We start from the raw sequence: 26453 nt of genomic DNA, 5'->3' as shown, positions 1-26453 counted from the left end.
AAAAACAGGCCAAAAGACGAATAAAAAAAGGAAATCAAGCCCCCTTGCCGTTACCTTAAGAAGAACATTTTCTCACACATCGCCGCACACCCCGATACGTCGCGATGCCTCGCTCCGAATCCAAACATTTGCCGCGTGTTACCATGCCACCGAATTTTCTTCATACAAACGACGTGTTATAACTAACCGCCACACAAACCCCGGGGACCGGACAAAGGCTTCAGTCGGGACGCTTATCGCCACAGATTACCCATTCGAGGAATTGACAAGTATTTGACACCCGGAGAACAATATTCTATAATTCCGCGACCCAGTGATCAGGAGATATTCCGATCACCCCCAAGCCGCCTCCAGGACATCCCGCCCATGCGTTTCAAGCAAGGGGTATCCCAACGGCCCTCCGCTTCCAGCGTTTTCATGACCCACAATGCTCGTCCCCTAAGTGACGACCGACATTGTGATATCAACTGGTTTTACAGGGAGACGACACATGATTCGAATCAACGAACACTACACAAAACTCAAAGCATCCTATCTCTTTTCGGATATCGCCAAGCGCGTCTCCGCCTTTCAGGAGGCCAACCCTGAAATGGATGTCATCAAACTCGGCATCGGGGACGTGACCCGAGCCCTTCCCCAGGCCTGTGTCGAGGCATTTCACAAGGCCGTGGACGACATGGCCAGCGAAGAGGGATTCCACGGATACGGCCCCGAGCAGGGGTACGCCTTCCTGCGGGACGCCATCGCCGAAAACGATTTCCAGAGCCGGGGCGCCGACATCTCCCCCGATGAGATCTTCATCAGCGACGGGGCCAAGTGCGACACCGGCAACATCCAGGAGATCTTCTCCGGGGACGCCACCATCGCCATCCCCGACCCGGTCTACCCGGTTTACCTGGACACCAACGTCATGGCCGGGCGCACCGGCGCCAACACCGACGGACGCTATGACGGGGTGGTCTACCTCGACTGCCGGGAAGAAAACGGCTTTATCCCCGCCCTGCCCGAAAAGCCCGTAGACCTCATCTACCTGTGCTTCCCCAACAACCCCACGGGCACCACCGTCACCAAAGAGCAGCTCAAGGCCTGGGTGGATTACGCCAAAGAGAACCGCGCCATCATTTTATACGATGCCGCCTACGAGGCCTTTGTCACCGACCCGAGCATTCCCCGCTCCATCTACGAGGTGGAGGGCGCCAAAGAGGTGGCCATCGAATTCCGCAGCTTCTCCAAGACCGCCGGGTTCACCGGTACCCGCTGCGCCTTCACCGTGGTTCCCAAAGAGCTCAAGGCCTGGGACACCGACGGCAACGCCCATTCGGTCCACGCCCTCTGGAACCGCCGCCACTGCACCAAGTTCAACGGCGTCTCCTACCCCGTCCAGAAAGCGGCGGCAGCCGTCTACTCCGAGGAGGGCAAGGCCCAGGTCAAGGGACTGGTGGACTACTACCTCAACAACGCGGCCATCATCCGCAAGGAGATGGCAGCCCTGGGGTACGAGCTGGTGGGAGGGGACAACTCCCCGTACATCTGGATCAACGGCAAATGCGACTCCTGGGAGTTCTTTGACCTGCTTCTCACCAAGGCGGGAGTCGTCTGTACCCCGGGGGCCGGTTTCGGCTCCTGCGGAAACGGGTTTATCCGTATCAGTGCCTTCAACAGCCTGGAAAACGTCGAAAAGGCCATGGCCCAAATTCGCGAGGCATTGAACTAATGTTCACGCCCCCCGCACCTGACCGGCGCGGGGGGCCCACACAGGAGCATCCTAAATGAACAGATGGCTTTTCCTGAGTATGGTTGTGCTCTTCACCGTGGCAGCCGGTTGCACCCAGCCCGCGGACAAGGAAACCACCGACACCAAAAAAAGGACCGCCTTTGTCACCATCGGCACAGGTGACATCACCGGGGTGTACTACCCCACCGGTGGGGCCATCGCCAAGATTGTCAATAAAAAGAGGGAGACCTACGGCATTCGGACCACGGTGGAGGCCACCATCGGATCGGTCTACAACGTCAATGCCATCATGTCCGGAGACCTGGAGTTCGGCATTGTCCAGTCCGACCGCCAGTACCAGGCCATCAACGGCATGAAAGAGTGGGACGGAGCGCCCCAGAAAGACCTGCGCGCCGTTTTCTCCATTCACCCGGAATCGGTGACCCTCCTTGCCGCGGTGGACGCCGACATCAAAACCATCTCAGACCTCAAGGGCAAGCAGGTTAACATCGGCAACCCCGGATCCGGCCAGCGGGGCAACGCCATCGACGCCTTAGAGGCTGCGGGCATCAACTGGCAGACCGACATCAAAGCCAAGTCCGTTGAGGCGGCCAAAGCGCCGGGCCTGCTCCAGGACAAGAAAATCGACGCCTTCTTCTACACCGTGGGCCACCCCAGCAGCGCCTTCAAGGAGGCCACCTCCGGAAGCCGCCCCACGCGGTTTGTGGCCATCACCGAAATCGACGACCTCATCAGGCGCTTCCCCTATTACGCCAAGTCTTACATCCCGGCCGGGCTCTATCCCGGTGCCGCCAACGAAGAGGACAACCCCACCTTCGGGGTAAAGGCCACCTTCTGCACATCGGCCAAGATGCCCGACGACGTGGTGTACGCCATCACCAAAGAGGTGTTCGAAAACTTCGAGGAGTTCAAAAGGCTCCACCCGGCCTATCAGGTGATCACCAAGAAAAGCATGCTTGAAGGCCTCTCCGCCCCCTTGCACCCCGGGGCCGTCCGCTACTACAAAGAAGCGGGCCTTATGTAACGCACCTTGGCCATTGGCCAGACTTTTTTCCCACGGGACACCCGACCCTGCTCAGCCCAGGGGCACCATGCCCCAGCAACAGGCACCGGGGCCGACGTTGACGGAGATGGCTGCTCCGGCCTCCACCACGTGGATGGTGTGCACCTCCTTTCCCAGGGCATCGGCCAGCCTGTTCCGCAGGTAAAAGGCGCTTGCCTCGGCATCGCAATGGCACACCCACACCTCCAGGGGCCCTTCGCCCCGCAGGCGGGCGGCACAGGCGACCATCTCGTCCAGGGTCCGGGTCATGCCCCGGACCTTGCAGACCAGGGCCAGCCCTCCGTCCCGCATTTCCAGGATGGGTTTGATATCCAGCATGCCACCCAGCACCGCCGAAAGCCCCCCCAGCTTTTTCCCCCGTCTGAGCCAGGACAGATCGTCCACGACAACCTGGATCACCCCCGAGGCAAAGGCCGTTCCCAATGCCTCCCTCATCCCCTCCATGCGCCCGTATTTTTTCAGGTACCGAACAGCCATCAGGGTGTACATGGCCTGGCCGATGCTTACCGAGCAGGTATCGACCACCGTCACGCGTTCGGCATCGGCCGGATCAAGGAGCGTCAGGGCGTTGCCCGCGGATTCCCGGCAATCCGAAAGCCTGGCCGAGAGATGAAAGGAGATCACCCGGTCATATCGGGCCAGGAGCGAATCGTAGAGGTCCGCATACGCGGCAGGTGCCGCGGCACGGGTGACGACCTCGGCCCCCTGCTTCATATGCACCAGCAGCTCGGAGGGGGTGATGGTGACCCCGTCCAAATGGTCCACCCCGTCCACCACAACATGCACGGGCACGCACCGTATCCCCAGTTTTTCAGCCACCCCGGCCGGAAAGTCCGCGGTGGAATCCGTGACGATGGCTATTCTCTGTCCCATGGGGCTCCTGCGTCCTTTGTTTCGGGTATTCTATGGTTAATGTCCGTCTCAAAAGCGTGCCTCCGGCGCGAGGTGAGCCACGTCGAAAGCTCATTGCCCTTGGGCGTTGCCCGTGAATTGAGGGGCAAACCGGCTTGCCGGTAAGGTCCAGACGGTTAAACCGGTGCCTCTGTGGTGTTGCGACGGGCACGCCCCGCTGTTTTCTCCTTCCGGCTGTAGCAGATCAGCCTGCCGGAAGGCTCCACCCCCGGACGCATGATCAACACGCCCTTTCCGTCGCCGTTGACCCGGGCCAGGGGGATGTCCCCTTCCCTGAGCTCCTCCACCTCCTTCTCCGTGAGAAAGGCCTGGCCCTTCTCCATGCGCCTCACCGCCTCAATGATAAAAAACCCGTCGGAAAAGGCCACATGGGCCACGTTGTCCTTGCCGGTGAGAAGAGTCTCTTCAGCCCTGCGGGCCACCCCCCGGTACACCCGCCCCGGGGACATGTGAGAGGCCGCGCGCAAGGCCACCAGCTCGTTCAGGGCGTTGTTCCGCGTCAGGGCCACCAGCCGGTCGTATCCCTCCCGTGACGCCTCCTCATACACATCGGCACTGAGCATATCCGCGCACACGGTCTGAAACCCCTGATCCGTAGCCAGAGAACAGGCATCCCGCCGCGTCTCAAGGAATGCCACGGGCACGTGGAAGGAAAGAAGCCGGGCAAACTCCCGGCTCATGGGGTTTGAACCCACCAGGAGGATACCGGTCTGGGCATGGGGAACCCTGACCTTCAGAAGGGAAGCCAGGGGGCGGCACAGCACCGTGGCCACCACACCGGAAAAAAAGATGATGGCCATGGTCTGGTTAAGAATCACCTCCATCTCGTAAGGAAAGCCGGGGAGCTCAAAGGCCGCATAGGAGGCCGTGGCCACCGCCACGATGCCCCTGGGCCCGATGATGCCCATGTACCAGCGTTCCCGAAGGGTCACATCCGACCCGGCCATGGCCAGGTGTACGGCCAGGGGCCGCACCACGGCCCCCAGGATAATGGCCACGGCCAGCATGGTGGGCCAGAGGTGCAGCAGCTCCAGTGGGTTGACAAAGGCGGAGAGCATCACAAACATGGTGCTGATAAAGAGGCTGGCGATCTGGTCCTTGAAATGGCGGATCCCCACCACCGCGTCACCGCACTTCAAAGAGAGGTACATGCCGGCAACCACAACGGCCAGGGGCCCGGAGGACTCCACCAGCTCACCGGAGAGAAAAAAAAGGGCCACGGCCCCGCCAAAGGAGGCGATGCCCGACAAGGTGGGGTCTTTCAACTTTTCCAGCCATGCCACAATGTGCTTGAGCAGCACGCCCCCCGCAAGGCCCACAAGGCTTCCGGCAAAGGTTCCCAGAAGCAGATGGGAAAAAACCCCGGCGGTGATCACCCCGCCCTTGGAGACGAGGATCAGCTCCAGGGCCAGGGCACTCACCATGACCCCGATGACGTCCCCCCAGAGGGACTCCCAGTTCAACAGCGTCTCCAGCCGCTGGTTCAGGGCCACGCTCTTGAGAATGGACCCGATGACCGTGGGACCTGTCACCACGATAAGGGCGCCGAAAAAAATGGCAAAAAGCCAGGGAATGCCCGTGAGGTAGTGGCAGAGAAAGGCTGCAGCCCCTCCGGTGACGGGAATGGTGATAAACAGAAGGCGCCTGATGGCCTTCTTCTCCATGCGAAACCCCTGGATGGAAAGGGAGAGCCCGCCTTCAAAGAGAATGATGGCAACGGCGATCTCCACCATGGGGGCGATGCCCCCGCCGATGGCCGCCTCCGTGCGGATCAGGTTGAGCCCGGCCGGGCCGAAGACAAAGCCGCAGACCAGATAGAACACAATGGCGGGAATTTTGTACGCCCTTGAGATAATGTACGAAAAGACCCCCAAGGCGATGGAAAGAGAAATCGTCTGGAATGCGTCGTGGGACATCACCACCCCTGTCGTTCATGAGTGTTTTTCCATGGGATTGCCTGGGAGAGGCGGGAGAGACACACCGGGTTTCCCGGGCACGGGACACAACCGAACAGCGCCGTGAACAAGCGTCACCTTCAAAAAAAATACCACACGCCACAGGGCGAATCCATCCCTTTTCGCAACTATTCAGTTGCGCCTCCGGTGGGTCGCTTTCTTGAAAAAAGCACCGCAAAAACCGTTTCTCATGCCAAACAGATCGACACGATGTCGGCGGGGCCCGGAAAGGATGGCTTAAGGCCTGGTGTCATTTTTTTAAACGCTTGGCCCCCAACAGGGCCGCCGGAGGCTTTTTTGATTGACGTGGCTTCCCTTGCCTAGCTCAGAAGTCCGGCAAGCCGACCCCGGATCAGGTCCTCGGCCTCGGAAACGATACGATGGACAAGCTCGGCCACCGTGGGGACATCGCGAATCAGCCCGGTCACCATCCCGGCGGTCCAGACACCGGCGTCCAGGTCCCCGGTTTCATACACCGCGGCCCCGCGCTTGCCGCTCACCAGGGGAGCCAGCTCTTCAATGGTAACGTCCCCCCGCTTCTCCAGGGCCATCACCTCCTCGGCGATCCTGTTCCTGTAAATACGGGCGGTGTTGCTGAAAGAACGCAAGATGAGGGCCGTCTGGCGCTCGTCGGCATCCACCAGAGCCTGCTTTACATTGTCGTGGATCGCCGCTTCCCGGGTGGCCAGGAACCGGGTGCCCATGTTCACGGCATCGGCCCCCAGGGAAAGGGCCGCGGCCAGGCCACGCCCGTCGGCAAACCCGCCGGAAGCGATGATGGGGATGGAGACGGCATCGGCTGCCAGGGGCAACAGCACCAGGGCCGGGATGTCGTCTTCCCCGGGGTGTCCGGCACACTCGAACCCGTCCACGCTCACCGCCGCGCATCCGAGTTTTTGGGCTTTCAGGGCGTGGCGCACCGAGGTGCACTTGTGGATCACCTTGATGCCGGCCTTTTTAAACAAAGGCATAAAGGGCTCGGGGCTGCGCCCGGCGGTCTCCACAATGGTGAGGCCTTCTGCCACCATCACCTCCACATAGGCCTCGTAGGAGACGGGCTTCAGGGTGGGCAGCAGGGTGAGGTTCACCCCGAAGGGTTTGGCTGTAAGGGACCTTACCGCAGCGATCTCGTCGGCCAGGCCCTCGGGGGTCGGATGACTCAGGGCGGTGATGATCCCCAGCCCCCCGGCCTCGGACACGGCGGCCGCCAGCCCCGCGCGTCCCACCCACTGCATTCCGCCCTCGATGACGGGGTGCTCAATGCCCAACAGATCCGTTACCCGTGTCTTCATAAAGGCCTCCTGTTCATCCTAAAAAATTAAATACGACGATGACATCAACCAGCCCCATTGCCCTGGGGTTGTCAGCGTTGATAATAAGGCGCCTCCGGCTTTCAAAAACAGACCGGGACCATCATCAATCCTTCGTTTCTTTTCAACTGTGTACATAGTAAGATCACATATTCCCATGTCAATCATACAGCAAAGGTGATCCCGGGCACAGACATGCCCCCCGCCTTGTGATAAGGTTTCCCGGCACCACAAAAGGCTTGTCCCTGCCCTCCCGGGCACACCCCGTACAAGCCGCTCCGGGCACGTTGGAGGCCCGGCCCCGGCGGTGGGAAGCCACCGGTGCCAAGGCCATTGGCACCCCGGCCTTCTTGACACCACGGGGAGCGTCAACTAATCTATGGAATGCGACTGTTTAACACCACCTGCCGGGCCAGGCCCCGGCAGATAACGACGATGCGCCTCCCCCCCTGCCCAAAGAGAGGGCTCGGCACCAAGATAAGGCTCTGCGCGACGTCACGGAGGACCCATGATAAAAAAAACAGTGATGACCACCCTCGTCCTTTTCCTGCTCCTGGTGCAGACCGCCGGTGCCGTGGGAACGGACACCGTGGAAGCCCTGCTGAAAGGGAAACTCGATTTTATCTTCTTTACCCTGAAGAGAAACGATATCCAGCTTGAAAAGAAAAAAGCCCTCATCGTGGAGAATGTCTCCCCCATCTTCGATTTTTCCCTCATGGGCAAACTCACCCTGGGCAAGAAAAACTGGTCCGGGCTCACCAAGGAGCAGCGAAAAACCTTTATCCACACCTTCACGGAGGTGATGAAGAGCTCCTATTCGGATAAGCTCTCCCTGTACACCGATGAAGAGATCGTCATCCTTCCCGTACAAAAGGCCAACAGCAAAAAGGTGGTCATCCCCACGGAGCTCATCTCCAAGGAAAACCGCTACGCCATGAACTACAAATTTTATAAATCCAAGGCGGGCTGGAAGATCTACGACATCGAGCTCCAGGGGGTCAGCATCGTCAAGACCTACCAGAGCCAGTTCAACCAGGTCCTCAACGAAGAAGGCTTTGACGAGCTCATCACCAAGCTCAACCACATCAAGGTCTGATACCAGACACGCGCCGTCGGATTCACGGATCCTTCGGCGCGCCTTTGCCCGATGCTGCCTTCCCCCACAGACACCTTGAAAAGGCCCGATCCCCATGGAGCGATTCAACCACCTCATCGAACGTACGTACCGCAACACCATCTTGAAATACCCCATCCTCACCCTGGTGTTGCTTGCTGCCCTCACCCTCTTTTTCGCTTATGAGATGAAGGATTTCCGGCTGGACGCCTCGGCCGAAACCCTGGTGCTGGACAACGACGAAGACCTGAACTACTTTCGCCAGATCAGCGAGCGCTTCGGGCAGCAGGACTACCTCATCATCGCTTACAAGCCCAAAGGGGACCTCTTCTCCGAGGAGGTTTACGAGGACCTTAACACCCTCAAGGCAGAACTCGCCGAGGTAAGCCTGGTGGAGTCGGTCCTCACCCTCCTGGACGTGCCCCTGCTGGAAAGCCCTCCCCTGCCCGTCAAGGAGCTGGCCGCCAACATACGGACCCTCACCTCCCCTGAGACCGACCAGGCCATGGCCCGGGATGAGATCCTCCAAAGCCCCGTTTACAGGGATCTTCTTGTCAGCCCCGACGGCACCATCACCTCGGTGATCATCAACCTCAAGTACGACCACACCTACATGGAACTCCTGGGCAAACGCGACGCCCTGAAAAACATCGCCCGGGAGCGAGCCCTCACCCGAGAGGAGAAATCGGCCCTCAAACAGGCCGAGACCACCTTCTGGCAGTACAGGGAAGAGGCGCGGAGCCTCCGTCACGACGACATCGCCGCCATTCGTGCCATCATGGACACCCACCGGGACAAGGCCGACCTCTTCCTCGGCGGGGTCTCCATGATCGCCGACGACCTCATCACCTTCATCAAAAACGACATCCGTCTCTTCGGCGGGGGCATGGCCCTTTTTCTCGTGGTCACCCTGGGCCTCATCTTCGGCCAGGTCCGCTGGGTGATCCTGCCCATGCTCTGCTGCTTTGTCTCGGTGATCCACATGTCGGGCATCCTGGGCTTCATGGGCTGGGAGGTGACCGTCATCTCATCGAACTTCATCTCCCTGCAGCTCATCATCACCATGGCCATTGCCATCCACCTCATCGTGCGCCACAGAGAGCTCCACAAAGCCAACCCCCAGTGGAGCCAGATGGATCTTACGGCCCGGGCCGCGGCCCTCATGGCCACCCCCTGCCTTTTTGCAACCCTCACCACCATCGCAGGTTTCGGCTCGCTTATCTCCAGCGATATCCTGCCCGTCATCACCTTCGGCTGGATGATGAGCGCAGGGATCCTGGTCTCGCTATGCGTCACCTTCATCCTCTTGCCCGCCCTGCTGGTGCTCATTCCCAAGGGACGCCCCCCAAAGCGCCTCACCCTGCGATTCCCGTTGCCCGAGATCCTCGGCGGCTTCACCGAGCGGCACGGTCGCGGCATCCTCACGGCCTCAGTCCTGGCCCTCCTCTTCTGCCTCACCGGCATGATGCGCCTGGAGGTGGAAAACAGCTTCATCGACTACTTCAAAAAATCCACGGAGATCTACCAGGGCATGAAGCTCATCGACGACCACCTGGGCGGCACCACTCCCCTGGACGTGGTCATCACCTTTGACGAGGCCGAGCAGGCCCCGGAAGAGGCCTCCGAGGCAGTTGAAGACGAAGAGGCCAACGGGGACTTTGCCGATTTCGAAGAGTTTGAGGAGATCGAAACCGGAGACAAATACTGGTTTACCCAGGACAAGGTGGCCCTGGTGGACAAGGTCCACACCTACCTCGATGCCCTGCCCGAGACCGGGAAGATTCTCTCCCTGGCCTCCCTTACCCGCATCGCGGAAAAACTCAATGACGGAAAGCCCCTGGACAACTTTGCCCTGGCCCTTCTCTACAGCGAGATTCCCGAGCAGTACCGGGAGCTCCTTTTAAAGCCCTACGTCTCGGTGGAGCACAACGAAGCCCATCTGTCCATCCGCATCAAGGACTCGGCGCCGGAGCTGCGCCGGGATGAGTTCCTGAAACAGGTCAACGCAGGGCTCATCCATGAGGTGGGGCTGGCCCCGGACAAGGTCAAGCTCAACGGCATGCTGGTGCTCTACAACAACATGCTCCAGAGCCTCTTCTCCTCCCAGATCCTTACCCTGGGCATCGTGCTGGCGGCCCTGGCCGGGATGTTCCTCCTTCTGTTCCGCTCTCCGGTCATCGCCCTCATCGCCCTTCTCCCCAATATCCTCTCCATCGGCGTGGTGTTGGGGCTCATGGGCTGGCTGGGCATCCCCCTGGACATGATGACCATCACCATCGCGGCCATCAGCGTGGGCATCGCCGTGGACGACACCATCCACTACATCCACCGGTTCAAGTCGGAGCTGGAAAAGGACGGGGACTACATGGCCACCATGCACCGCTGCCACGGCTCCATCGGCCACGCCATGTACTTTACCTCCATCACCATCATCTCGGGGTTCTCCATCCTGGTCCTCTCCAACTTCATCCCGAGCATCCTCTTCGGGCTGCTCACGGGCCTGGCCATGGCCATCGCCCTGATCTCGGCCCTGACCCTTTTGCCCAGGCTGATCCTCATCCTTCAGCCCTTCGGAAAGGAAGCATCCGCCTCTTGAGGAAAAGAGGCACACACCTTATCTTCCGGCAACGGGGCCATGGCTCCGTTGCCGGTATTTCTCCCCCCGTCGTTCCAACATCCCAACACCACGGCAAAGGTGACCAAAATCAACTTACTCGAAGCACCTGCAAGTAGAAAAAGATCTACCTTCAAACATTGACAACACGTCAAACCCTGCATAGATTTACTCGTTCAGTGATGCTTCCCCTTGCAAGGTTTTCCTTCTTCGGGCCCGACACGCTGAGTTCAATGACATAACACCGAACCCAAGGGCCGCCATGACGCTTCGAATGACACCACGATTCCTCTCCCGCTTCACCCTCTTCCTGCTTACCCTGCTGGTGGTCTCGTTTTCCGTAAGCGATGCCGACGCCAGGCGATCCAGTCGCTCCAGCCGGTCAAGCCGCTCCAGCCATTCCAGCCACTCCTCCTCCTTTTCGAAGAGTTCCAAGAGCTGGTCCAAATCGTCCAGCCCCAGCAAAAAAGTATGGGGCCAGCGGGACGGCGGCGGCATATACGGAAAGCAGAAAACCAAACAAACGAGCCAGAAATCGTCCGGCTACACCAAACCGGGAAGCACCCAGCCGAAGCAATCGGTGGCGGCCCAGAAAAAAAGCTCGTCAAACGGCTACAGCAAGCCCGGGGCCACGCCCCCGAAAAAGAAGTTCACCAGCACCTCGTCCTTTGACAAAAAGACCGCCACGGCCCTGAAGAAAAAAAAGGCCGCAGCGTCTTATTCGGCCTACAAGAAGGAAACGGGTAAGTTCAAACAGAAGAGCGAGACCGTCAAGGCCTCCTCCTATGCATCAAACCCCATCTACCGAAAGACAAAAACATACAGCGATTTTGACTATCGCACCCATTACCAGCGCCGAAACAGCTACTACCGCGGGCGGGGCTGGACGCCTCCGCGCTACGCCTACCGGAGCCGATCCCACTTCGGCATGTGGGATGCCATGGTCTGGTGGATGGTCCTGGACAACCTGGGAAGCCGGAACAGCTACGCCATGGCCTACCACCACGCCGACGACCCCGGCTACCGCCAGTGGCGCCAGGAGGCCGATCGCATGGCCCAAGACGACGCTCAATTGCGGGCCAAGCTGAACGAACTCGACGCCAGGGTGGCCACCCTGGACGGCACCCCCAGGCAATCCGGCTACCTGCCCGAGGGCATGCCCCCGGAAGTGGCCCTCTCCGCCGAAGCCCTTGCCAGCAAGAGCGTGGACAGGCCCACCCTCACTTTGGCCACCGCATCACCAGGCGGCAACTACACGGCCTTCGGAACCATGCTGAAGGAGTCGGCCCCGTCCGTTGACGTGAACCTGCGCACCACCGCAGGCTCCATGGAAAACCTGCGCCTTCTGGTTGCCAAGGAAGTGGACGCCGCCATTGTCCAGTCCGACGCCTTTGAGGTGTTCCAGCGCAGCTTTCCCAAAATGTCCCTTGCCGCCTCCGAGCAGGTGGCCCTCTACCCGGAGGTGGTGCAGATGATCGCCAACCGGAAGTCTGGGATCCAGACCGTTCAGGACATTGAGCCCGACGGAGAACACATCCTCTACATCGGCCCCCGGGGCTCCGGTACGGCCATGACCTGGGAAGGCCTCTGCCTCCAGGACAAAGGCTACCGAAAGATCCGGACTAAACACGCCAGCTACGACGAGGCCCTGCAGCAGGTCATCAACAACCCCAGGGCCGTCATGATGTTTGTCTCCGGCCTTAACTCGGACCTTCTGGCCAGGGCCGAAGCCGTGGCCAAAGAGACCAAAAAAATCCGCCTCGTCCAGGTGGACGACTGGGACTTCAACGACGCCCGGGACCGCAACTGGAACCGCATCTACGAGTTTGTCACCATCCCGTCCAAAACCTACCCGGGACTCCAGAAAGGATTTATCCTGGGCAGTGACGTCGAAAGCATCGCCGTTTCCGCCGTTCTCGTGGTCCGCACGGACTGGGCCCGGCAGTACGGCCCCGAAGCCATGGACGCCCTCTCCTTTGCCATCATGGAGAGCAAGCCCGAAATCCAGAGGCGAACCAACGGGTTGGACCGCTAATTTACGTTTAAGGAGTTGTTTTGGGAGTATTTAACCTGTTCAAGGCCGTGGCCGGAAAAAAAATGGACACCGCAAAGGAGACGTTCACCAAGGGGAATAAGGAGCCCGTGGACACCCAGTTGCCCCTCCAGATCCACCTGGGCAGCAGCCTGGCGCTGGACACCACGCCATTCCTGATCCACGGCGAAGCCATCACCCAGCCCCGACCCGGGGCCGAGTCCGTGGTGGTTGGCTACGGGCGCATCGACCTGGACGGGTCTGTGGCCCATCGGTTCTACCTGGAGTCGACCGATGACCCCGAAGCCAAATCCATGCTCCAAATGGTGGAAGGCGACGGCATCGAAGAGTGCCGCCTCTTTGCCTGCCTGGGCGAGGTGTACCCCGAGTCCGAAGAGGAATGGGCCTTCTGGATCGGGGACGAAGACGGCTACATCGGGCTCCCCGCCTTTGAAGACAAAAAGGGCAACCTCTACGACCGGGCCTGGGGAGACGGCGAGGGCCGCATGGATCCCAACGAATTCAGCGAAACCCTCTTCCTCGACCGCTTCGGAGACAAGACCGTCTCCCTTGACCACGCTGCCATGCTCTACGGCCGCTGGATCGACGAGGCAAGCGAGATGGCTGAGTACATCCTGGTCTCCAGGGAAGAGAACACCGACGGAAGCGCCCTCGTCCGGATCTCCACCGGCATCGACGTGATCCCCGAGTCCATCTCCGTCAAATACTAAACCGGTGGACAATCCCCTGGTTCACGAATACTCAACCCCCTCGAGCCTCGGGGTGTGGCACTCGCTGACGGAGGCTGTTTTATAATTTGATTATCGCATCCCGCAACCATGACAGATAAGGAGTAACATTCCATGGGTTTTTTCAGTTTTGTAACATCATTCGGCAAAAAAAAGAGCGAAAACGTCGGCCAGAGCATTGTCCAGATCCTGGCCTCCTGGGACCCCGAAACCGCCTCCAAGGCAGAGCTTGAGCAGATGGAAAAACGGCTCAACAAGCTGGTCCAGGAAGTGGGAGAGGCCCGCCAGGTATACAAGAAAGAGCAGGCCGAAGCCGACGCCATCAAGGGCCTTTACGACCAGCGCCTCAAGGCGGCTGAGATCCTTCAGACGCGCCTTGCAGAGGAACCGGGAAACGCCGACGCCGAAAAGGCCCTCACCGAGCTGGTGCAGCTCCTCGAAGAGATGCAGCCTGAAATGGAAGTGGAAGAGCAGGAAGCCGTGGAAGCCAAGGCCTTCATGGAGGAACTCGAAGAGGTGGCGTCCCTCTCCGCCGAAAAACTGAAAACAGCCAAGAAAAGCCTTGAAAAAGCGGTTCAGGACATGAAACGGGCCAAGGTCCGGGAAGAGCGGGCCAAAGACTCTGCGGAACGCGCCGCCAAACTCGCCGGCCTGCGCGACGAGTCCGACCAGCTGGGCAGCGCCCTCTCCGCCATGCGTAAAAACGCGGACGCGGCCAACGCCAAAGCCGAGGCCGCCCGCATGAAGGCCAAGCTCCTGGCCCCCGGCAAGGTTGAAAAAGAGAACGACCTCATCGCCTCTGCCATGAAAGAGGCGGGCGGTTCCGCCCCGGCCACCAGCTCCATCTCTGACCGCCTGGCCGCGTTGAAAAAATAACCCACCAGGGGCTAACGCCCCGGGTTTGCATATGCTTCGCGCCATCGTTCCCAGGCTCTGCCTGGGAACGATTCGTACCCCCTTTCCCCTCCCTTGCCTCCATCCATGGATTCCCTCCCCGACGCGCCACACAAAGCCCCTTTACTTCAGGCATCAATCAAAGATATTCTTTGGTGAATAATTTCAGATCACTGTAAACGCATCCGGTCTTTCCTTTTCACACCCGACAGACCCTCAGGGAGCTGCCCATGGACAATCACCCCACGCCGCCTGAACAACCGGCATCCCAGGATAACGTCACAGCACCCGTCAAAAAAAAGTCCCGCCTGAAGAGGTGGCTGGTCCGCCTCTCTGCCCTGCTCACCATTTCCGCCACAGCCCACACCATCGGGGCCTGGACCTCGGTCCACGCCATCATGGAGACCCGCACCGCCCAGGGGGCCGTTGCCTGGGCCGTCTCCCTGAACACCTTTCCTTACCTGGCCGTCCCCCTCTACTGGGTCTTCGGACGCAGCGAATTCCAGGGCTACACCACGGCCCGCCACCGGGTGGACGAAGAGCTGCTGGCCCTGGAGCCGGAGGTGGAGGCCGCAGGGGACAGCTTTCTCGTAACGCCCAAAGATCCCCGGGGGAGCCACCGGGTCCTCACCCGCATGACCGAGCTGCCCATGACCACAGGCAACGACGTGGAGCTGCTCATCGACGGTGACCAAACCTTTGAGAGCATCTTTACGGGCATGGATGCGGCCAAAGAGTACATCCTCGTCCAGTTTTTCATCGTCAAAAACGACGGGCTGGGCCAGCGCCTCAGGGACAAGATGATCGAAAGGGCCCGGGCAGGCATTGATGTCTATTTCCTTTACGACGAAATCGGCTGCCACTCCCTGCCCCGGAGCTACTTAAACGCTCTGCGCGAAGCAGGGGTCGAGGTCTCGGCCTTCGGCACCACCCAGGGACGGGGCAACCGCTTTCAGCTCAACTTCCGCAACCACCGCAAGATCGTGGTAACCGACGGCACCACGGCCTGGGTCGGGGGCCACAACGTGGGGGACCAGTACCTGGGCCTCTCCCCCAAATTCGGCCATTGGCGGGACACCCACGTCCGCATCGTGGGCCCCTCCGTCCTTGCGGTGCAGCTCGCCTTCCTCGAAGACTGGTACTGGGCCACCCGCAGCTTTGTGGAGCTCGACTGGCTGGCCGCCCTCACGCGGCAGGGAGACAAGGTAGTCCACATCATCCCCTCCTCACCGGCCGATCCCCAGGAGACCACCGGCCTCCTGTTTCTGGAGGCCATCACCACGGCCCGGGACCGGATCTGGATTGCCAGCCCCTACTTCGTCCCGGACGAAGGGATCATCGCCGCCCTGAAGCTCGCCGACTTAAGGGGCGTGGAGGTAAAGATCCTCATCCCCGACGACCCGGACCACAAGCTCGTCTACCTCACGGCCTTCACCTTCCTGCGGGACCTCAAGGGAACAGACATCAAAATCTTCCGCTACCAGAAGGGGTTTCTCCACCAGAAGGTGATGCTCGTGGACCACGATGCCGCCGTGGTGGGCACAGCCAACCTCGACAACCGCTCGTTCCGGCTGAACTTCGAAATCTCCGCCCTGGTGGTGGATGCCCCCTTTGCCGCCAAAGTGGAGGCCATGCTCAAAGAGGATTTTGCCCACTCCCGCCTCATGACCCCCACGGAACTGGACGACAAACCCTTCTGGTTCCGGTTTGCCGCCCGTGCAGCCCGGCTTACGGCGCCGGTGCAATAACAAACAACCACCTCAGCTCAAAATGGCCTCCGGCACCACTGCCGGGGGCCGACATTTTTTTGCACCGGTCTCACTCCCCCAGGAAGGGGTAATCGGTATACCCCTTTTCATCCCCCCCGTAGTAGGTCTCCTCATCCGCCTCGGCCAGGGGCGCGTCCTGCTCAAAGCGTGCCACCAGATCCGGGTTTGCGATGTACAGAGACCCAAAGGAGACAAGGTCGGCCACGCCGTCTCGAAGGGACGCTTCGGCCCGCTCTTTTGTGTAGCCCGCGTTGGCCATGTACGGCCCTCGGAACCGCTCCTTGAGCCGTGAGTAATCCAGGTTCGCTTCCCCGGAGACAAAATCACCCTCCACCACGTGGAGATAGGCCAGGCGATAAAAACTCAGCATCTCGGCCACGGCGTCAAAGGTGGCCTGGGGGTCGCTGTCCCGGATGTCGTTGAAGCTGTTCTCAGGGGATAGCCGCACCCCCACCCTGCCCGGCTCCACCACCTTCAGCACCGCCTCGGTCACCTCCCGCAAAAAGCGCCCCCTGTTCTCCACAGAGCCACCGTAAGCGTCGACCCGGTGGTTGGTACCGTCCCTTAAAAACTGATCGATGAGGTACCCGTTGGCCCCGTGGATCTCCACCCCGTCAAAGCCCGCGGCCATGGCGTTTTCCGCTGCCGCGGCGTACTGGGCCACAATGCAGGGGATCTCTTCGGAGCCCAGCTCCCGGGGCGCCTCAAAAGGCGCCATGCCCGTCGGGGTAAAGCTCTCTCCGGCAGGGACAATGGCCGACGGCGCCACGGGTTTTTCGCCGTTGGGCTGAAGGGACGGGTGGGACACCCGCCCCACATGCCAGAGCTGGAGAAAAATGCGCCCCCCCTTGTTATGCACGGCCCCTGTCACCTGGGCCCAGCCCGCCACCTGCTCCGGCGAATGAATCCCGGGGGTGCCGGGATACCCCACGCCCTGGGGCGAAATCTGGGTGGCCTCGCTGATGATAATCCCTGCCGTGGCCCGCTGGGCATAATACTCGACATTCAGGGCATGGGGGACGTTGCCCTCCCCTGCCCTGCTCCTCGTCAAAGGCGCCATCACCACGCGGTTGGGAAGGGTCAAGGGACCGATGTGAAACGGGGAAAAGAGCATCTCACGGGACATGGCCTGATCTCCTGTTTTTTTGGGGTTGGACAACGAAGGGTAAGGGCGGAGCCAAAAAAGCCTCCGGCGGCAAGGTGAGCCACCTTGAAAGCTGGTTACCGCTGTGCTTTCCCCCTCGTTCCTCGGGCGAAATCACAGCGGTATGCTTGTGGAGATGTGTACATGCACGATGCAAGCACCCTCCACAAAATGAATTATTTCTTTATCATACCTCATCACAGGGCAAGACGATACCATGTAACGCACAACATGGCCCGCACTCCGGCAACGTCACGGCCCGCCGGCACCTGAGGAAGAGACTTTCAGCCCGAGGTATATACGAATCAGTATTCCAGAAGAATGACATGGGCCTTTTCTGCAAAACCGGTTGCCACATGTCGCACATCACGCGAATGCCCCGAAAGCGAATGCATGATGTCTGCCTTCATGCATTCGCCACAGGGTTTCCAGGTGCCCCCACCTGGCCGCCGGAGGCCTGCTTTTTCCACCCACGATCCCAATAGAAGGCAGACTATTTGAAACGGCTGTCAGCGGGGCCAGATCACCGTGGCCGTGCCGTCCAGCACCAGGGTCCCGTCCTGGTTGGTGCAGGTGGTCTTGAGGTGGGTGAGCCCTTTGTCGGTGGGGGGCTCGGTGACCTCCACCCGGGCGGTGATGGTGTCGTTGACCTTCACCGGGGCGGTGAAGGTGAGGTTCTGGCTCAGGTAAATGGTCCCGGGCCCTGGGAGCCTCGTGCCGATGACGTTGGAGATAAGGCCCGCCGTCAGCATGCCGTGGGCGATGCGTCCTTTAAAGCGGGTGGCCCCCGCATAGACATCGTTGATGTGCACGGGATTAAAATCCCCGGTGATACCAGCGTATCCGTTGATGTCGCACTCCGTGATGGTCTTGGCAAACTCTGCGCAGGTGCCCTGCGCTGAACGTGTGGTCATGAGAGGCCTCCATGTATCCTTACTTTTTTCGAAGAGTTCAGGCAAAAAAACACATATTTTCGTTGTGCCTGAATGCCGCAGTGATTTAACCCGAGGAACGAGGGTTAAAGCGCTGCGGCAACCAGCTTTCAAGGTGGCTCACCTTGCCGCCGGAGGCATCGTTTTTATATGTTTTGCTCTTGTCCCGTCCTTTACATACCCAGGCTCACCGTCCGTAGACATAGGACCCCGGGGCAACGCAGCCTTCTCCCTCCCCAGAAAACCGACCCGGGGCCGGGGGCGCGCCTTTCTGCCCGGATCCGGCCATGAGCCATTTCTGCCAGTCCACCCACCAGGAGCCCTCCTTGACCGGCGTACTGCCGAGCCAGCGTTCGGGAGGCACGTAGATCTCCCCTTCCCGCCGGGTGGCGATGCGGTAGGATCGCCCGGCGTGGCCGGGCTCGCTCACGATGCCCGAGTTATGGCCCCCTGCGGTGAGCACAAAGGTGATGCTGCGGGCATCGGCGGCCAGGTGGAACTTATAGACCGAGGTCCAGGGGGCCACATGGTCCTTCTGGGTGGCCACCAGGAAGATGGGGACATGGATGTCGCTGATCACCACGGGCCGCCCCTTGACCTCGAAGCGCCCCTCGGAGAAGTCGTTGTCCAGGAACAGCTCCCGAAGGTAGCGGCTGTGCATCCGGCTGGGCATGCGCGTGGCGTCGGCGTTCCAGGTCATCAGGGCGTTCAAGGGCCGTCGCTCGCCCTTTAAGTACCGGGCCACGGCCTGGGACCAGATAAGGTCATAGGCCCGCAGCAGCTGAAAGGCCCCGGCCATCTGCCCGGTGTCCAGGTAGCCCTGGAAGCGCATGATGTCCTCCAGGAAACTGAGCTGGGCCGGGTCGATGAAGAGCATGAGCTCTCCGGCTTCGGTGAAGTCGGTCTGGGCAGCCATGAGGGTGAGGCTCTTGAGCCGCTCGTCCCCGTCCCGGGCCATGGCCGCGGCGGCGATGGCAAAAAGGGTGCCCCCCAGGCAATACCCTACGCCGTGGACCTTTCGGTCCGGCACCACCTCCTCCAGCTTGTCCAGGGCCGCCATGATCCCTAAGTCCATGTAGTCTTCCAGGTCCAGATCCCGGTCGCCTGTGGCCGGGTTCTTCCAGGAAACCATGAACACGGTGTGCCCCTGGTCCACGAGGTACTTCACCATGGAGTTTTCAGCGGAAAGATCCAGGATGTAGTACTTCATGATCCAGGCTGGGACGATAAGCACGGGGTCCGCAAACACCTCCGAGGTGGAGGGGCGGTACTGGATCAGCTCCATGAGCCGGTTGCGGTAGATCACCTCCCCGTCTGTGACGGCCAGGTTACGGCCCACCTCAAAGGCACCGGCCTCGGCCGGGGGCATGCCCTGAAGCAGGCGGCTCATGTCCTCGGCGTAGTGGTAAAGGCCCCGCATGAGATTGCCCCCCTTCTCCTCTCGGGTCAGGCGAAGCAGCTCGGGGTTGGTGGCCAGGTAGTTGTATGGAGACCCCAGCTCCAGCACCTGGCGCCCCATAAAGGCCATGAACTCGCCGTGGTGGGGCTCCACCCCGGGCACCCCCACGGCCAGGGTGCCCCATGCCCGGCAGGCCAGGCTGTAGAGGCTCCGAAAGGTGCAGAAGGGCTCCTGAGCCCAGCCATCGCCGTTAAACCGACGGTCGGCTGCGCCGCCTTCTGCCTCCACGGCATGGGCCTTTTCTGCCTGAAGGGCGGCAGGCAGGGTGGCCAGGGCCATCCAGAGCTCGGTCTGCTTTGCCGGGGAGTTGGCCAGGTGCATGGCCCAGTCCCCGGCGGCCAGGGCGGTGGCCACCGGGGAGAAGTTCATGGTCCCCCGCCCCTGCAGGGCGTGCCACAGGGTATCCAGTGCCTGAAACGGCCGTTCTGTCTGTGTATCGCGTCTCATCTCCGTCCCTCTCTTCCGTTGGGACCGCCGGGCGGTCCCGCGTATCATGCGGCGGCCGTGGCCTTCTCTTTGTCGCCCTTGGTTTTGCGGACCTCTGCCCCGTCACGCTCCTTGAGCCACCCCGCGATATGGGGCACGAAGTCTCTCTGGCATTTTGAGCTCACGTAAATGCCGATATGGCCGGTGTCGAGGCAGAGATCCTGAACGTCGGCGCTTCCCACGGCCTTGGTAAACCGGTCGCAGGCCGAAGGAGGCACCAGATGATCGTATTTGGCGTAGATGTTCAAAACGGGCATGGTGATGCGGGTAACGTCCACGGCCTTGCCCCCCAGGGTGAAGCTGCCGTTGAGCAGGCGGTTTTCCCGGTAAAAAGCCGTGATAAATTCCAGAAAGGTCTCCCCGGGGACGTCCGGGCTGTCGAAGATCCACTTCTCCATGCGGATGAAGTTCTCGAGGAAATCCTTGTCGTTGAGGTTGGCCATAAGGCCGTGGTACTTCTCCACCACCAGCTTGGCCGGGTTGAGCATGAGAAAGCCCAGGTTCATGACGTCGCCGGGCATGTTGCCGCACGCCTCCACCACCCTCTCCACATGGGTCTCCTTCATCCAGAGATGGAGCAGCCCCTCTTCGGTATCAAACCAGGTGGGGGTCACCGTGGTGATGAGGTTCTTCACCTTTTCCGGGTGCAAAGAGGCATACACCACGCCCATGGTGCCCCCCATGCAGATGCCCATGAGGTTGAGCTTGGCCAGGCGCTTGGTTTTCAGGATATGATCCACCACATGGTCCATGTACCCCTCGATGTGGTCCTCCAGGGTGAGCCAGCGATCCTTGCGCATGGGGTAGCCCCACTCCAGCACATAGACGTCCACGCCCTCCTCCAGGAAATTCCTGATCACGCTCTTGTCCGGCTGGAGGTCCAGCATGGTCTCCCGGTTTATCAGGGCGTAGACAATAAGAAGCGGGGTCTTGAGCCCTTTTCCCCGGGTCTTCTTGGGGCAGTAATGCTTGAGCCGGATCCGGTCTTCGGTGTACACCACCTCAAAGGGGGTGGTGGCAATATCGGTATCCAGGTTTTCAGAGAGGTTGCGAAGGCTCTCCTCCGCGTAAGCCATGCCCTGGCTGAAGGTTCGCATGGACTCCCGGGCAAGGGACTCGGCTGTCTGTATAGTGGAAAAATTCATGGGGTCCTCCGTTTTCATGCAGGCTGTTTTGACTGGGGCCGCACCGCAACAACGCCGCGACCGGATTCACACCAACTGAATGGCACACTAAGCGCCCTGAAGGGTCGGTCACGCGGACTTCTGGGACGCGCCGTCCTCTTTTTCCAGGACCCCCACCCGTTTTTTCAGCTGATACACATCCCTGGACAGGGCGTCCATCTCCCGCAGGGACGGCACCCCCGACGCCTGGAGAAGGTCCTCCCCCACCCCCATCATCCGGTGCCGGGCCTCTCCGGCCGTCACCATGAGCATGTCCAGGGCATCCAGATACCCCTTGCTCGTAAACAGCCCCTGGTACCCCTCCTCCATATGGCGCATCATGTGCTCGCCAAAGGCCTTCCAATCCTCGGGAGTGTTCGCGCTGCCCACCTCCTTGACGGCATGCTTGAAGGCGGCCTCCACGGGCAGCATCATGTAGGCGGTGAACTCCAGGAGCGCCGCGTTCAGAGCCCCCAGGTGCTTCACGGCCCCGTCCACCTTCTCCTGATGAAAACACGCCGGTCCGATACGACCGGGAAACCCGCCCGTCAGAAACCGCTCCATGGCTTTTCCACCGGACTCTCGCCAAAAAGAGGTAAACCCTGTCATTCCGTCATTTCCTAAGGACCCCATGGACTCGGACATGCTGTTCCACAGGGTGGCATTCTGCTTGAACAACTCCTCGTAAAAAGCCGCCATCTTTTTTTCCTCGCTGTGTTATCGGGGTGGAAACCGGTCGGCTTTGCTCCGGCTCACCCGAAATGGACGTCACCGGAACCAACCAGCCTCCGGCATTCGGGCCAACCCATCGGCCCGGGATCGCATCGCTGACGCTTAGAAGCAATGCGTTACAATGCAAACGAGCAAAAACAATGCCATATCTTTGTTATCAATTTTCACAGAAGACAGCAGGCAGGTACGGATTATGGGGAATCGGCGCGGAGGACGGGGAAATTCACGGTTTCGCAAGGAGTGGAACAGAAGGGAGAACAAAGGGAGAAAATGGATCGGAAACGCCCTGTAGGAAATGGCCTGCGGGACGTCAGGGAAAGCCCAGGGTTTTCAGGGTGTCAGAAAATTTTACAGCCCCACGCAAGGCCCGCCCCCAGAGCCTCGCGGATGGCCGGGAAACGGAAGCGGGCCGGAAGCCACGGATCAGGCGGTGCAGTAGGCAATGGCCGCCGTGAGCTTCTCCTGAAGGGCTTCGGAGGCCAGGGCGAGATTGGCCAGAAACTCCTCCTGGGTGGGGGTCTCGGTGTCCACCAGATCCGTGACGGACTTCAGGGCAAGGAGCGGCACATGATAAAGATCCGCCACCCAGGCAATGGCCGCGGCCTCCATCTCCTTGACGTCGGCCCCGTTGGCCCGAAGCCGCTCCAGGTCCTCGGGGACCATATCCAGAGAGTTGCCCGTTGAAATAATCCCACGCTTCAAACCAAGGGCCCGTGCAAGGCCCTTGAACTCGGGAACCGGATAAGACCCCACGCCATAGGCGTCCATGCCGGGGATGGGAATGCGACGATCGTGGAACCGGATGCACCCGCTCCCCAGGTAAACATCCCCGATGTGGGCCCCCCGGCCGCGAAAGCCCCCTGCCGTGCCCGCGTTGATAAGAAGGTCCGGCTTGAACCGCTCGATGGCCAGGTACGCGGCCAGGGTAGCAGGCTGGGTGGCCACGCAATCCACGCCGTGGCGCGGGTCCTTTCCCCCCACAATGAGCACGAGGTCCGCGGTCCCCGCCTTTCCGGCGTAAACGTCCAAGGGCAACGGGCCGTCAATGGCGGCCTCCACTGGGGCAAGGCCCATCTCTCGAATAAACGGCTCGGCCTCTTCGGCCATGGCCATGATGACGGCAATGGTTGAAATCTGCATATGCAACGTCCTTAATCTTAAAACTATTCCGCTTATGCCTCCGGCGGCCCTGCCGGGGGCTAAACTTTTAAAAAGTTTAACAAACAGGTCATAAAAAACATTTTTACGGGTGTCGCTTCAAAGGCGGATGTGATTTGACCCGAGGAACGAGGGGCAAAACGCATCCGCTACCAGCTTTCAAGGTGGCACACCTTGCCGCCGGAGGCTGTTTTTTTTTGAGCTGAATTGAACTGAATAGTGACCTATCTGTTCATGTATGGACCCCGGATCAAATCCTGGGCCAGGGCTTTCAGGGCGCTGTAGAATTCGTAGAACCCGGCCAGGATGTCCAGATCAAACCGGAACGTGGCCCCTTGCTTGCGCAAGGCAAGGAGGCGGGCATCGCAGGCGGAGAGGGCCAGCCGAAGATCCCGGCAGTCCACGGGCTCATCCGTGTCCCGCATGCGGGTGAGGGTCACGGCGCAGGCTTCGGCAAGGTCCAGGATCTCTTTTTCCATGTGGAACCGCTCTTTGAGCAGGGCCTCTTTTTCCAGGGCGTGGGCCATGACGGCAAGGTGCTCTGCGGTGCGTTCCAGGCCGTTGATGACCGATTCCAGGGTGTCCCCCCTTTTTCTGCGCACGAAAAGAAACTCGTGGTGGGTGATGCCGGAGAGGGTATCCCGGTTTTTCCTGATCTCTGCCGAGAGGGCCTGCATCCCGTGAAACGGCGGAGAGGCTACCCCGTGGACAAAGGCGGCGGTGAGCTCCCGGCAGAGGTCTGCGGCCTGGCCTTTCTGGTTGTTCAGCCGCTCGCTCAGGTGTTTTTCCAGGCGCTCGGGAAAAACAAGGACCGACACAAGAAAGGCGGTGCCCACGCCCAGGGTGATCTCCAGGACCCGCCAGAGGGCATAGACGATCCGCTCGTCCATGGGGGAGCCGAAGCTGCCCACAAAGACCACGGAAACCGTAATGGCCGCCATGCGGAACCGAGGGCTGTACCGGGTCATAAACCCGCAGAACCCCAGGGTCAGGGCAATGGCCGCGTCGTTCCAGAGGTCCCCCGGCGGAAAGGCCCAGATGGAAAAAATGCCGATGGCCGCGCCCATGGCCGTGCCGAAAAAACGGTAGAGGCACATCCTCACGGAGTCTGCCACGTAGACCTGCATGACAATGACCGTGGAGATGACCGCCCAGTAACCGTAGGGAAGGCCCATGGCACGGCTCGCCTCATAGGAGATGAGGGAGGCCAGGCCGGTTTTCAAGCCGTGCCGCAGATGGGCGGCGGGGATGCGTTCAAAAAAAGAGGCGATGCTCATGATCGGGGGATCCCTTGTCTGGGGTCTTGGGTACAATCGGGCCACGTGCGGCCGATCCGCCCTTGTCGTTATACCGGCCTGCCCTGTTTGTCAAACGTTTCAAAAGTTTGCCACCGGCAGGACGTTCTGAGGCTTTTGGGGAACTGAATAGATACCTTTTTTTACTTGCATCAACAGGCTTCGTTGACACCCCGCATCCCCTGCCATATGTTTAAAAAACATCCAAAACCCGGATTACCGGGCACAACAGCAGCCAGCTCGACAAACAAGGGTTAACTATCTTCCCCAACCCGTTTTTTAGGTGGCTTACCTTGCCGCCATATCCCATGCCGCTCCGGCGACTGGCCGGGGTGAAAGGAGTCTTCCATGCATGTCACGTTCTACGGTGCCATTCGCGAAGTCACCGGGTCCATGCACCTGCTTGAGGCAGGCAAAGACCGCATCCTGCTGGACTGCGGGCTCTTTCAGGGCCGACGCAAAGAGACCGAGGCCAAAAACCGCGTCTTCCCCGTGGACCCCGAGTTCATCACCAACATGATCCTCTCCCACGCCCACATCGACCACTCCGGGCGTATCCCCCTGCTGGTCAAAGGAGGCTTCAACGGCCGAGTGATCACCACCCGCACCACGGCCGACGCCTGCTCCTTCCTGCTGCGGGACTCCGCCCACATCCAGGAGTCCGATGCCCTTTACCTCAACTACAAAACCGTCCGCGGTCACCTCTACAACCTGGCCAACGGGAAGAACAAGCTCACCAACCGGGAGCGCTCGGAGATCACCAAGCTCCTCAAGCACAACGGCCTGCGCCTCAACAAGGGAGCCATCGCAGAGCTCCTGACCAAGCACAACCTCAACAGCGTGGAGCCCCTCTACACCATGGACGACGCCGAGGCAGCCCTCTCCGCCTTTGACGGCTACCCCTACAACACGCCCATCACCGTGGGCAAGGGAATGACCGTCACCTTTTTCGAGGCCGGCCACATCCTGGGATCCGCCCTGTGCCTGATCTCCTTCCGGGAGCGGGGACGGCGCTTCAACGTCATCTACACCGGGGACATCGGGCGCTTCGGACGGCCCATCCTGAAAAACCCCACCCTCCACTTCCCGGACGACATCGGCCCCATCGACCTCATGATCATGGAGAGCACCTACGGCGCGCGGCACCACGAGCCCGCCGAAGAGCTCAAGGACAGGCTGGCCGAGGTGATCAACGACACCTTCGATAAAAAAGGCGTGGTGGTGATCCCTGCCTTTGCCTTCGGAAGAACCCAGGACGTGGTCTACATCATCCACGAGCTGAGAAATGAAGGACGCATCCCCAAGTTCCCCGTGTTCGTGGACTCCCCCCTGGCCGGTAACCTCACCCGGGTCTTTGCCGAACACCCGGAGGTCTACGACAAGGAAGCCCACCGCACCTTCCTGGAAAAAGGGATGAACCCCTTCGAGTTCAAAGGGCTCTCCTACATCAGCACCGTGGCCGAATCCATGGAGTGCATGAAGTCCATCACCCCCCACATCATCATCTCCTCCTCGGGCATGTGCGAAGCAGGCCGCATCCTCCACCACCTGCGGTACCGGGTCCACAACCCCAACAACACCATCGTCATCGTGGGGTACATGGCCCAGCACACCCTGGGACGCCGCATCATGGAACTGGGCTGGGACTACAAGCAAAACGGCCGAAAAGGCAAGCCCCCCATGGTCAAAATCCTGGGCAAGGAGTACCCCCTCAAAGCCGACGTGGTGAAAATCGGCGGGTTCTCCGCCCACGCCGACCGCGAAGAGATGCACACCTTTCTCAAAAAATCGAACCTCCAGGTGAAAAACATCGCCGTGGTCCACGGCGAAGAAGACCAATCCAAAGCCTTTGCCGCCTTCCTCAAGGAAAAAGGCCTCAACGCCTTTGTGCCCAAACGGGGACAGACCATCACCATGGAATAGCCTCCGGCAGCCAG

General features: G+C 60.4%; 20 protein-coding genes. 10 read left to right on the top strand and 10 right to left on the bottom strand.

What is annotated here, in order from left to right; genetic code table 11:
* Positions 1-490 precede the first annotated feature (490 nt).
* On the top strand, positions 491-1714 hold the full coding sequence (locus tag MSL71_RS16885) for an LL-diaminopimelate aminotransferase (protein ID WP_180142576.1): 1224 nt from the start codon (positions 491-493) through the stop codon (positions 1712-1714).
* A gap of 55 nt (positions 1715-1769) precedes the next feature.
* Positions 1770-2759 (top strand): TAXI family TRAP transporter solute-binding subunit, encoded by a 990-nt coding sequence (locus MSL71_RS16880; RefSeq protein WP_180142574.1) that lies wholly within the window; start codon positions 1770-1772, stop codon positions 2757-2759.
* Between the two features lie 51 nt (positions 2760-2810).
* Here MSL71_RS16880 and MSL71_RS16875 read toward each other — a convergent pair whose 3' ends face one another.
* Positions 2811-3671, bottom strand: coding sequence for a DegV family protein (locus MSL71_RS16875; protein ID WP_180142571.1), 861 nt, complete (start codon positions 3669-3671; stop codon positions 2811-2813).
* A 155-nt stretch (positions 3672-3826) separates the two neighbouring features.
* Complete coding sequence (locus MSL71_RS16870; RefSeq protein ID WP_180142569.1) at positions 3827-5626, bottom strand: cation:proton antiporter; 1800 nt, start codon at positions 5624-5626, stop codon at positions 3827-3829.
* Positions 5627-5728: 102 nt separating this feature from the next.
* Here MSL71_RS16870 and MSL71_RS16865 point away from each other — a divergent pair, with 102 nt between their 5' ends.
* Positions 5729-5989, top strand: coding sequence for a hypothetical protein (locus MSL71_RS16865; protein ID WP_180142567.1), 261 nt, complete (start codon positions 5729-5731; stop codon positions 5987-5989).
* Here MSL71_RS16865 and MSL71_RS16860 read toward each other — a convergent pair.
* Positions 5986-6957 (bottom strand): NAD(P)H-dependent flavin oxidoreductase, encoded by a 972-nt coding sequence (locus MSL71_RS16860; protein WP_180142565.1) that lies wholly within the window; start codon positions 6955-6957, stop codon positions 5986-5988. The genes MSL71_RS16865 and MSL71_RS16860 overlap by 4 nt on opposite strands.
* Before the next feature lie 526 nt (positions 6958-7483).
* Between MSL71_RS16860 and MSL71_RS16855 the strand changes: the two genes are divergently transcribed.
* The 6 genes from MSL71_RS16855 (at position 7484) to cls (ending at position 16126) form a co-directional block, all read left to right on the top strand.
* Positions 7484-8071 (top strand): MlaC/ttg2D family ABC transporter substrate-binding protein, encoded by a 588-nt coding sequence (locus MSL71_RS16855; protein ID WP_180142563.1) that lies wholly within the window; start codon positions 7484-7486, stop codon positions 8069-8071.
* Between the two features lie 94 nt (positions 8072-8165).
* Positions 8166-10685, top strand: a complete 2520-nt coding sequence (locus MSL71_RS16850) for an efflux RND transporter permease subunit (protein WP_180142561.1) — start codon at positions 8166-8168, stop codon at positions 10683-10685.
* A gap of 292 nt (positions 10686-10977) precedes the next feature.
* Positions 10978-12738, top strand: coding sequence for a TAXI family TRAP transporter solute-binding subunit (locus MSL71_RS16845; RefSeq protein ID WP_180142559.1), 1761 nt, complete (start codon positions 10978-10980; stop codon positions 12736-12738).
* 20 nt (positions 12739-12758) lie between these two features.
* A complete protein-coding gene (locus MSL71_RS16840; protein WP_180142557.1) occupies positions 12759-13466 on the top strand; it encodes a DUF2491 family protein in 708 nt (235 codons plus the stop codon).
* A 132-nt stretch (positions 13467-13598) separates the two neighbouring features.
* Positions 13599-14360 (top strand): hypothetical protein, encoded by a 762-nt coding sequence (locus tag MSL71_RS16835; RefSeq protein WP_180142555.1) that lies wholly within the window; start codon positions 13599-13601, stop codon positions 14358-14360.
* Between the two features lie 248 nt (positions 14361-14608).
* On the top strand, positions 14609-16126 hold the full coding sequence (gene cls, locus MSL71_RS16830; protein WP_180142553.1) for a cardiolipin synthase: 1518 nt from the start codon (positions 14609-14611) through the stop codon (positions 16124-16126).
* Between the two features lie 70 nt (positions 16127-16196).
* Here cls and MSL71_RS16825 read toward each other — a convergent pair whose 3' ends face one another.
* The 7 genes from MSL71_RS16825 to MSL71_RS16795 all read right to left on the bottom strand — a co-directional run bounded on the left by MSL71_RS16825 (position 16197) and on the right by MSL71_RS16795 (position 24498).
* Positions 16197-17273 (bottom strand): alkene reductase, encoded by a 1077-nt coding sequence (locus MSL71_RS16825; protein WP_180142551.1) that lies wholly within the window; start codon positions 17271-17273, stop codon positions 16197-16199.
* Positions 17274-17800: 527 nt separating this feature from the next.
* Positions 17801-18205 (bottom strand): MaoC family dehydratase, encoded by a 405-nt coding sequence (locus tag MSL71_RS16820; protein WP_180142549.1) that lies wholly within the window; start codon positions 18203-18205, stop codon positions 17801-17803.
* 205 nt (positions 18206-18410) lie between these two features.
* Positions 18411-20129, bottom strand: coding sequence for a PHA/PHB synthase family protein (locus tag MSL71_RS16815; RefSeq protein ID WP_180142547.1), 1719 nt, complete (start codon positions 20127-20129; stop codon positions 18411-18413).
* 44 nt (positions 20130-20173) lie between these two features.
* Positions 20174-21313, bottom strand: a complete 1140-nt coding sequence (phaC, locus tag MSL71_RS16810; protein WP_246317813.1) for a class III poly(R)-hydroxyalkanoic acid synthase subunit PhaC — start codon at positions 21311-21313, stop codon at positions 20174-20176.
* A 108-nt stretch (positions 21314-21421) separates the two neighbouring features.
* A complete protein-coding gene (locus MSL71_RS16805) occupies positions 21422-22030 on the bottom strand; it encodes a poly(R)-hydroxyalkanoic acid synthase subunit PhaE (RefSeq protein ID WP_180142545.1) in 609 nt (202 codons plus the stop codon).
* 456 nt (positions 22031-22486) lie between these two features.
* On the bottom strand, positions 22487-23203 hold the full coding sequence (locus tag MSL71_RS16800) for a phosphorylase family protein (protein WP_180142542.1): 717 nt from the start codon (positions 23201-23203) through the stop codon (positions 22487-22489).
* Positions 23204-23445: 242 nt separating this feature from the next.
* A complete protein-coding gene (locus MSL71_RS16795; protein WP_180142540.1) occupies positions 23446-24498 on the bottom strand; it encodes an FUSC family protein in 1053 nt (350 codons plus the stop codon).
* Between the two features lie 366 nt (positions 24499-24864).
* On the opposite strand from MSL71_RS16795, the gene MSL71_RS16790 reads away from it, so the two are divergent.
* Positions 24865-26439, top strand: coding sequence for an MBL fold metallo-hydrolase RNA specificity domain-containing protein (locus tag MSL71_RS16790; protein ID WP_180142538.1), 1575 nt, complete (start codon positions 24865-24867; stop codon positions 26437-26439).
* Positions 26440-26453: the final 14 nt, after the last annotated feature.

It is taken from the genome of Desulfoluna butyratoxydans, from assembly GCF_900699765.1.
Lineage (GTDB): Bacteria > Desulfobacterota > Desulfobacteria > Desulfobacterales > Desulfolunaceae > Desulfoluna > Desulfoluna butyratoxydans.
This window is presented reverse-complemented; position numbering and strand designations above follow the sequence as displayed.